This window comes from Aeromonas sp. HMWF017 (genome assembly GCF_003061465.1).
In the GTDB taxonomy this organism is placed as follows: domain Bacteria; phylum Pseudomonadota; class Gammaproteobacteria; order Enterobacterales; family Aeromonadaceae; genus Aeromonas; species Aeromonas veronii.
In genome coordinates this window covers 19,198-28,201 of the sequence record NZ_QAJD01000182.1, presented here as the reverse complement: position 1 = coordinate 28,201, position 9,004 = coordinate 19,198, and the positions used below count along the sequence as shown (strand labels likewise).

Annotated in this window: 6 protein-coding genes; 5 read left to right on the top strand and 1 reads right to left on the bottom strand. The window is 58.4% G+C overall.

Annotated elements, in window-relative coordinates:
* Positions 1 to 259: 259 nt before the first annotated feature.
* Positions 260 to 898: a TetR family transcriptional regulator gene (locus DBR30_RS20590; protein WP_108542236.1), complete on the bottom strand. Its 639-nt coding sequence runs from the start codon at positions 896 to 898 to the stop codon at positions 260 to 262.
* 140 nt (positions 899 to 1,038) lie between these two features.
* On the opposite strand from DBR30_RS20590, the gene DBR30_RS20585 reads away from it, so the two are divergent.
* From DBR30_RS20585 to rfbA, 5 genes are all read left to right on the top strand, one after another.
* Positions 1,039 to 2,232, top strand: a complete 1,194-nt coding sequence (locus DBR30_RS20585) for an efflux RND transporter periplasmic adaptor subunit (RefSeq protein WP_108588504.1) — start codon at positions 1,039 to 1,041, stop codon at positions 2,230 to 2,232.
* A 17-nt stretch (positions 2,233 to 2,249) separates the two neighbouring features.
* Complete coding sequence (locus DBR30_RS20580; protein ID WP_108540015.1) at positions 2,250 to 5,399, top strand: efflux RND transporter permease subunit; 3,150 nt, start codon at positions 2,250 to 2,252, stop codon at positions 5,397 to 5,399.
* Positions 5,400 to 5,980: 581 nt separating this feature from the next.
* Positions 5,981 to 7,087 carry a dTDP-glucose 4,6-dehydratase gene (gene rfbB / locus DBR30_RS20575; protein WP_108540012.1) on the top strand — a complete coding sequence of 369 codons (1,107 nt, stop codon included), beginning with the start codon at positions 5,981 to 5,983 and terminating at the stop codon, positions 7,085 to 7,087.
* Positions 7,087 to 7,974, top strand: coding sequence for a dTDP-4-dehydrorhamnose reductase (gene rfbD / locus DBR30_RS20570; RefSeq protein WP_108540010.1), 888 nt, complete (start codon positions 7,087 to 7,089; stop codon positions 7,972 to 7,974). The genes rfbB and rfbD overlap by 1 nt, the downstream gene beginning before the upstream one ends.
* Before the next feature lie 110 nt (positions 7,975 to 8,084).
* Complete coding sequence (gene rfbA, locus DBR30_RS20565; protein ID WP_108540007.1) at positions 8,085 to 8,963, top strand: glucose-1-phosphate thymidylyltransferase RfbA; 879 nt, start codon at positions 8,085 to 8,087, stop codon at positions 8,961 to 8,963.
* The last annotated feature ends 41 nt before the right edge of the window (positions 8,964 to 9,004 follow it).

The following is a 9,004-nucleotide window of genomic DNA, read 5'->3' as shown; positions in this document are numbered from 1 at the left end:
CTTCTGCACGCAGCCAGCATAGATCCTCCCCCGTACCGCATTGACCATTGAGCAGGTGAGCGCCGGGTTTGAGACGTGCCACAAAGGCAGCCCGAGCGCGGGCATGCTGGTCGTTCAATGGCCGGGAAGCGGGGATGGCGTCAGAGTGTGGCACAGGTGTTACCTCAAGCAGGGGGCGCACAGGGTAACAAATCGGGGCCTGACTGCCAAAGCGCGCGGTCAGGCCCCGATTTGGATGGGTGGGAGTTGCCGGAGCCGGTTAGCGGCCGCAGGCAGGCCCGTGGGGCTGGGCCAGCATGGTGAACATGCTCTCTATCATAAAGGCTGATTCGCCCTGCAGGTCGATCCGCCCCGGAAAGTGGAGCCAGTTGATGATGTAGCCATCCAGGGTGCAGTGGAGCAGGGTGGCGGCGCGCTGCAGGTTGAGGTTGGTGGGCAGCTGGCCCCGTCGTACCGCATTGGCCAGGGTGGTCTCCAGGTCCCGAAAGAAGTTGGCGGACTGGCTGCGGATATGCTCGCGCAGTGAGATGGCTTCCCCCTCCAGCGATTCGAGATTGAACAGGATGGTGAACATCTGCCGCTGGGCCGGATTGTGAATGAAGCTGTGGAGCACCCCTTCGAAGAAGAGGCGCAGTTGCCCCAGCGGATCCGGCTCATCTGGATTGAGGCAGGCATCGAGCTGGTGGGCGAGGGGGCTGCAGAGCTCCTGCCAGAGCGAAATGAAGAGTTCATCCTTGTTTTTGAAATGCCAATAGATGGCACCGCGGGTCAGGTCTGCCGCTTTGGCGATGTCGGTCAGGCTGGTCTTGGCCAGGCCCTGGGAGCAGAACAGATCCAGCGCCGTGCTCATGATGTGGCAGCGGGTTTGCTGCGCCTCTTCTTTGGTTCGTCTGGCCATCGAAATTTGTGCCTCATGCAAGCAAAAAGTCACTTACATACATTTATGAATGTATGTATATTGCCTCATCTTTCGACTATTTACCAACAGGGCCCATGCGGCCCTGATTGTTCATTGACTGGCAAAGGCTCAGGTGTTTCATGCATAAACATATTCTTGCTCGTTCAGTTGGTCTTGCCTTGCTGGCTACAGGCTTGCTGGCAGGTTGTGGTGACAAGGGGGGTGTACCCCAGGGACAGGGCGGCATGCCCCCCGCGGCGGTCAACGTGGTGACCCTGCAGAGCGGTCCGCTGATGTTGACCACCGAGTTGACCGGCCGCAGCGCCCCGCTGCGGGTGGCCGAAGTGCGTCCGCAGGTGAGCGGCATCATCCTCAAGCGTCTCTTTACCGAGGGAAGCGATGTGAAGGCGGGTGATCTGCTCTATCAGATCGACCCGGCTGTCTATCAGGCGGCAGTCGCCAGCGCCAAGGCCAATCTGGCCAAGGCCGAGGCCAACGAGCAGAGTGCCCGCCTCAAGGCGCAGCGCTATCAGGAGCTGCTCAAGGTCAAATCCATCAGCCGTCAGGACTATGACGACGCCGATGCGAGCTGGAAGCAGGCCAAGGCCGAGATCATGGCAAGCAAGGCGGCCCTGCGCACTGCCGAGATCAATCTCGGTTACACCCGCATCACCGCCCCCATCAGTGGCCGCATCGGTAAATCCGCGGTGACCGAGGGGGCGCTGGTGACCGCCCAGCAGGCTGACAGCCTGACCGCCATTCAGCAGCTCGATCCCATGTATGTGGATGTGCGTCAGTCCACCGCCGATCTGTTGCGCCTCAAGCGACTGGTCGCCGAGGGCAAGCTGACCCAGGACGAGCAGAAGGGGGCCAAGGTGACCTTCCAGCTGGAAGATGGCTCCACTTATGGCGAAGAGGGCTCGTTGCAGTTCTCCGATGTGACCGTGGATGAGACCTCCGGCATGGTGACCCTGCGGGTGATTGTGCCCAACCCGCACCAACTGCTGCTGCCCGGCATGTTTATGCGCGCCACCCTGCAAGAGGGGGAGCGGGCGCAAGGGCTGCTGGTGCCGCAAACTGCGGTGACTCGCACCCCCAATGGCGGTGCCACCGTGCTGGTGGTAACCGCTGACAACAAGGTGGAGCTGCGCAACGTGCAGCTGAGCCGTGTCGTCGGCAGCAACTGGGTGGTGGAGTCAGGCCTCACCTCCGGCGAGCGGGTGATCGTGGCTGGCCTGCAGAAAGTACGACCGGGCGCCGTGGTCAATCCCGCCGAGCAGGGTGCTGATGCAGCGTCTGCTCAAGCTGCGTCCAACACCCCGGCCAACAAGTAGGATGGAGTAGTCGCTTCATGGCTCGATTTTTTATAGACAGACCCATTTTTGCCTGGGTGATCGCGCTGGTGATCATGCTGGCGGGCAGCCTGGCCATCATCAAGTTGCCGGTCGCCCAGTATCCGAGCATTGCGCCGCCCGCTGTCGGTATTTCTGCCAGCTATCCGGGCGCATCCGCCAAAACGGTGGAAGACTCGGTAACCCAGATCATCGAACAGAACATGACCGGGCTGGATCACCTGCTCTACATGTCCTCCCAGTCTGACTCCGCGGGGCGAGTGTCGGTGACCCTCACCTTCCAGCCGGGGACCGATCCCGATATCGCCCAGGTGCAGGTGCAGAACAAGCTGCAACAAGCGATGTCGCTGCTGCCGCAAGAGGTGCAGCAGCAGGGGATCCGGGTACAGAAGACCTCCAGCAGCTTCCTGATGGTCGCGGCCTTCATCTCCAGCGATGGCTCGATGAACAACGACGATCTGGCGGACTATGTGGTCTCCAACATCAAGGAGCCCCTGAGTCGTCTGGATGGGGTAGGGGATATCACCTTGTTCGGCAGCCAGTATTCCATGCGGGTCTGGCTCGATCCCAACAAGCTCAACCGGGTGCAGATGACCCCGGGTGATGTGCAGGCGGCCATCAAGGCGCAGAACGCCCAGGTAGCCTTCGGCAAGCTGGGTGGTACTCCGTCGGTGGAAGATCAGCAGTTCACCGCCACCATCATGGGGCAGACCCGGCTCTCTACCGTGGAGCAGTTCAACGATATCCTGCTGCGGGTGAATCAGGATGGCTCCAAGGTACGACTGAAAGATGTGGCCCGGGTCGAGCTGGCAGGCGAAAGCTATGACGCCGATGCGCTCTACAACGGCCAGTCCACCGCCGCGGTTGCCATCAAGCTGGCGACCGGCGCCAACGCGCTGGATACCGCCGAGAAGGTGCGTGCCAAGCTCAATGAGTTGTCGGATTACTTCCCGGCCAACATGGAGATCGTCTACCCCTACGACACCACGCCGTTTGTGAAGATCTCCATCGAGGAGGTGGTGCAGACCCTGATCGAGGCGATCTTCCTGGTGTTCTGCGTCATGTATCTGTTCCTGCAGAACTTCCGCGCCACCCTGATCCCGACCATTGCGGTGCCTGTGGTGCTGCTCGGTACCTTCGGGGTGATGGCGGCGTTCGGCTTCTCCATCAACACCCTCACCATGTTCGGTATGGTGCTCGCCATCGGCCTGCTGGTGGATGACGCCATCGTTGTGGTGGAGAACGTGGAGCGTCTGATGAGCGAGGAGGATCTCTCCCCGCTGGAAGCCACCCGCAAGTCGATGACCCAGATCACCGGCGCACTGGTGGGGATCGCCCTGGTGCTCTCCGCCGTGTTCGTGCCGATGGCCTTCTTCGGCGGCTCGACCGGCGCCATCTATCGCCAGTTCTCGCTGACCATCGTCTCGGCCATGGTGCTGTCGGTGCTGGTGGCGTTGATCCTGACTCCGGCGCTCTGTGCCACCCTGCTCAAGCCGATGAAACATGGCGAGTTTGGAGCCAAACGCGGCTTCTTTGGCTGGTTCAACCGCGCCTTTGATGCGGGTACCAATCGCTATCAGAGCGGCGTGCGCAAGGTGATCAAGCAGGGCGTGCGCTACAGCCTGATCTACGGCGCCATGCTGGCGGTACTGGCAGTGCTCTTTATGCGGATGCCCACCTCCTTCCTGCCGGAAGAGGATCAGGGGGTCATCATGTCCATGGTGCAACTGCCGGTGGGGGCCACCAAGCAGCGCACCGAGGTGGTGCTGGCGGATATGCGCGACTACTTCCTGAAAAACGAGAAGGATAACGTTGACTCCGTACTGACCGTATCCGGCTTCAGCTTCGCCGGTAGTGGCCAGAATGCGGGGATGGCCTTTATCAAGCTCAAGGACTGGAGCGAGCGCAAGAGCCCGGATCGCAGCGCCAATGCCATCATCGGCCGCGCCATGGGCTATCTGTTCAGCATCAAGGAAGCGCAAGTGTTCGCCTTTAACCTGCCTCCGATCCCGGAGCTGGGTACGGCGACCGGTTTTGACTTCTTCCTGCAGGATCGCGGCGGTATCGGTCACGACAAGCTGATGGCGGCGCGTAACCAGCTGCTCGGCATGGCGGCGCAGGATCCCACTCTGGTACGGGTACGTCCGAACGGGATGGAAGATACGCCGCAGCTCGATATCAAGATCGACTACGAGAAGGCGCTGGCGCAGGGGCTATCCATCGCGGATATCAACAACACCCTGGCCACCGCCTGGGGCTCGTCCTACGTCAATGACTTCGTTGACCGTGGCCGGATCAAGAAGGTCTACATGCAGGCAGATGCCCCCTTCCGGATGAACCCGGAAGACCTGAAACTCTGGTATGTGCGCAACAGTGCCGGTCAGATGGTGCCCTTCTCCGCCTTTGCCAGCACCGAGTGGAGCTTCGGCTCGCCGCGTCTGGAGCGTTACAACGGCGTGCCGGCGATGGAGATCGTCGGTGAGGCGGCGCCCGGCAAGAGTACCGGTGATGCGATGGCCGCCATCGAACAGATGGTGAAACAGCTACCGGAAGGGGTGGGCATCGAGTGGACCGGGCTCTCCTTCCAGGAGCGTCAGGCCGGTTCACAGGCTCCTGCGCTCTACGCCATCTCCTTGTTGGTGGTGTTCCTCTGTCTGGCTGCCCTCTACGAGAGCTGGAGCATCCCCTTCTCGGTGATGCTGGTGGTGCCGCTGGGTGTACTGGGGGCTATTCTGGCTGCCACCCTGCGCGGGCTGGAGAACGACGTCTACTTCCAGGTGGGCCTGCTCACCACCATCGGCTTGTCGGCGAAGAACGCAATTTTGATCGTGGAATTTGCCAAAGAGCTCTACGACAAGGGGATGGGGCTGGGTGAGGCGGTGGTGGAGGCTGCGCGTCTGCGGCTGCGCCCGATCCTGATGACCTCGCTTGCCTTTATCCTCGGGGTGCTGCCGCTGGTGATCAGCTCCGGCGCCGGCGCCAGCAGCCGTAATGCCATCGGTACCGGCGTGATGGGGGGGATGATCAGTGCCACCGTGCTGGCCATCTTCTTCGTGCCGCTCTTCTTCGTGCTGGTGATGCGCTACTTCACCAGTCACCAGAGCAAAGAGGCGCGCATGGCTGCAGCGGTTGAGTCAAAAGGTGACTGATGGCATGCAGGTTTAGCTAATCTGAACAGAGTTCAATAAATCGCCAACCAGCTTTGGTCTGGCTGACAATCAAGCAGGGCAACTCCATGGGTTGCCCTGTTTTTTGTGAAAAATGTAAGAAAAAATTGCGTGGTTGTAATTGAAAAAGCGAGGTATGAGTAGGCGTTTCGCGCTCTTGAGGTTGTGATGAGCCTCAAGTTGCACCCATCACGAATTACTTTCAACTGTTCATCCTTGGGAAAAACGGGATAGAATTCCCTATAAAATCGGGCTGGTGCAGTGTGCCAACTCGCGGCATGCCCGTGAGAGAGGGTTGCGATCAAAGCTGCCAAGACATAACGATGCTGGAGGCATGATGACCAAAGGCGTGAGCAATATGGTAAAAAGCAGCAAACTGGGGGCTGTAACCTAGGGGCGGTAGCCATGATGTTTACCTCTCATCAATGTAACTTTTGCTTTGTCTAAAATGTCTGTTCTCGAATATTGAATGAATTTTAGAGATTGTTTCAGCTCTTCAGCGTTTTACTCCATTTCAGTCCGCACCTATCACATATCAGCTCTTTGCAAGAGATAACCTATCTATGAAAATTCTCGTTACCGGTGGCGCTGGTTTTATCGGCTCTGCTGTGGTGCGCCATATCATCCGTGATACCCAAGATTCCGTTATCAATCTCGATAAACTCACCTATGCCGGCAATCTGGAGTCCTTGGCCGATGTATCGTCAAGCGAGCGTTATGCGTTTGAACTGGTGGATATCTGCAATCGCGCCGAGCTGGATCGGGTGTTTATCCAGCACCAGCCGGATGCCGTGATGCATCTGGCTGCCGAGAGCCATGTGGATCGCTCCATCACAGGCCCGGCTGACTTTATCGAGACCAATATCGTCGGCACCTATATGTTGCTGGAAGCGGCTCGCGCTTACTGGAACGGTCTGGACGAGGCACGCAAGGCGGCTTTCCGCTTCCACCATATCTCCACTGACGAGGTATATGGTGATCTGCCCCATCCGGATGAAGTAGCCGTCGGTGAACCATTGCCGCTCTTTACCGAGACCACCCCCTACGCCCCCAGCAGCCCCTATTCCGCCTCCAAGGCCTCCAGCGACCATCTGGTGCGCGCCTGGCGCCGTACTTACGGCCTGCCAACCATCGTCACCAACTGCTCCAACAACTACGGGCCATATCACTTCCCCGAGAAGCTGATCCCGCTTGTAATCCTTAACGCGCTGGATGGCAAGCCGTTACCTGTCTATGGCAAGGGCGACCAGATCCGTGACTGGCTCTATGTGGAAGACCACGCGCGCGCGCTCTACAAGGTGGCGACCACCGGCGTGGTCGGTGAGACCTACAACATCGGCGGTCATAACGAGAAGCAGAATCTGGAGGTGGTATACACCATCTGCGATTTGTTGGATGAGATGGTGCCAAAATCGGGCTCTTATCGTGAGCAAATCATCTATGTGGCGGATCGCCCCGGCCACGATCGCCGCTATGCCATCGATGCGACCAAGATGAGCAGTGAGCTTGCTTGGCAACCGCAAGAGACCTTTGAATCCGGTATTCGCAAAACCGTGCAGTGGTATTTGGATAACCAGCAGTGGGTCAACAACGTCAAGAGCGGTGCCTACCAGTCCTGGATTGAGCAACACTATTCCTCGATTGAACAGAATGATGGGGAGCGTGCCTGATGCATATTCTGCTGTTTGGCAAAAACGGCCAGGTCGGCTGGGAGCTGCAACGCGCACTGGCGCCGCTCGGGCGTATCACTGCCGTTGATTTTGACTCCACTGACTATTGCGGTGATTTCAGCAATCCGGCAGGGGTGGCCGAAACGGTACGTCTGGTCAAGCCGGACGTGATTGTCAACGCCGCAGCCCACACCGCAGTCGACAAGGCCGAAAGCGAGCGGGAGTTTGCCGAGCAGCTCAACGCGACCAGCGTGGTTGCTATCGCCAAAGAAGCGGAAGTATTGGGTGCCTGGCTGGTGCATTACTCCACCGACTATGTGTTCGATGGCAGCGGTGAGCGCCCCTGGGTGGAAACTGATGCAACCGCCCCGCTCAACGTCTATGGCGAAACCAAGCTGGCGGGTGAGCAAGGGGCCGCGCTTTGTTCCCGTCACCTGATCTTCCGCACCAGCTGGGTTTACGCCGCCCGCGGCGCCAACTTTGCCAAGACCATGCTGCGTTTTGGCAAAGAGCGTAGCGAGATGTCAGTGATCAATGACCAGTTCGGCGCTCCGACCGGCGCCGAGTTGCTGGCCGATTGCACCGCCCATGCTCTCCGCGTGGCGCGGTGCAAACCCGAGGTCGCCGGGCTGTACCATCTGATTGCCTCCGGTACCACCACCTGGTTTGACTACGCCCAGCTGGTGTTTGCCAAAGCCAGAGAGGCTGGCGTTGAACTGGCAGTGACACAAATGAATGCAGTGCCGACCAGCGCCTTCCCGACTCCGGCCAAACGCCCCCATAACTCCCGCCTTGATACCGGCAAATTCCAGCGTACCTTTGATCTGGTGCTGCCTGACTGGACGGTCGGGGTAGAGCGTATGTTGACCGAGATCCTCGGCAAGTAAATCACGGGCCTGGGATGTAGTGACTGCCTCCCTGGCTGGCAGGGATAAAACGTAAAAGGTGTAGCCACAAGCCACCCTTTTTTGCAATTTAATAATAAGAAACAAGCATCATGACCAAACGTAAAGGCATTATTCTGGCCGGCGGCTCAGGCACCCGTCTCTATCCTGTGACCATGGCAGTGAGCAAGCAGCTGCTGCCCATCTATGACAAGCCGATGATCTACTATCCTCTGAGCACCCTGATGCTGGCGGGTATTCGCGATATTCTGATCATTAGCACGCCGCAAGATACCCCCCGTTTTGAGCAATTGCTGGGTGATGGCAGTCAGTGGGGCCTGAGTTTTCAATACAAGGTACAACCAAGTCCGGACGGGTTGGCACAAGCCTTTATTCTGGGTGCAGAGTTTATCGGGTCAGACCCCTGTGCACTGGTGTTAGGTGACAACATCTTCTACGGCCACGACTTGCAGAAACAGTTGGAGGCGGCAGTGGCCAAAGAGAGCGGTGCAACCGTCTTTGCCTACCATGTGCATGACCCCGAGCGTTATGGGGTGGTTGAATTTGATAAAGAGGGCACCGCGATCTCTCTGGAAGAGAAACCGTTGGAGCCCAAGAGCAACTATGCGGTGACCGGCCTCTATTTCTACGACAACAGCGTGGTCAAGATCGCCAAGAGTTTGACGCCGTCGCCCCGTGGCGAGCTGGAGATAACAGATGTGAACCGTATCTACCTGGAGCAAGGCAATCTGTCGGTGGCCATGATGGGCCGTGGTTATGCTTGGCTTGATACCGGTACCCACGAGAGCATGATTGAAGCGAGCAACTTTATTCAGACCATCGAGACCCGTCAGGGGTTGAAAGTCGCTTGTCCTGAAGAGATCGCCTATCGCAAGAAATTCATTGATGCAGAGCAAGTGAAAAAGTTGGCGACACCACTTGCGAAAAATGCTTATGGACAATACCTGTTAAAGATGGTTTCGAAAGTATGAGTTGGAGTTAAGGGTGTGCACCCGTTCCTGCAAAATAAACT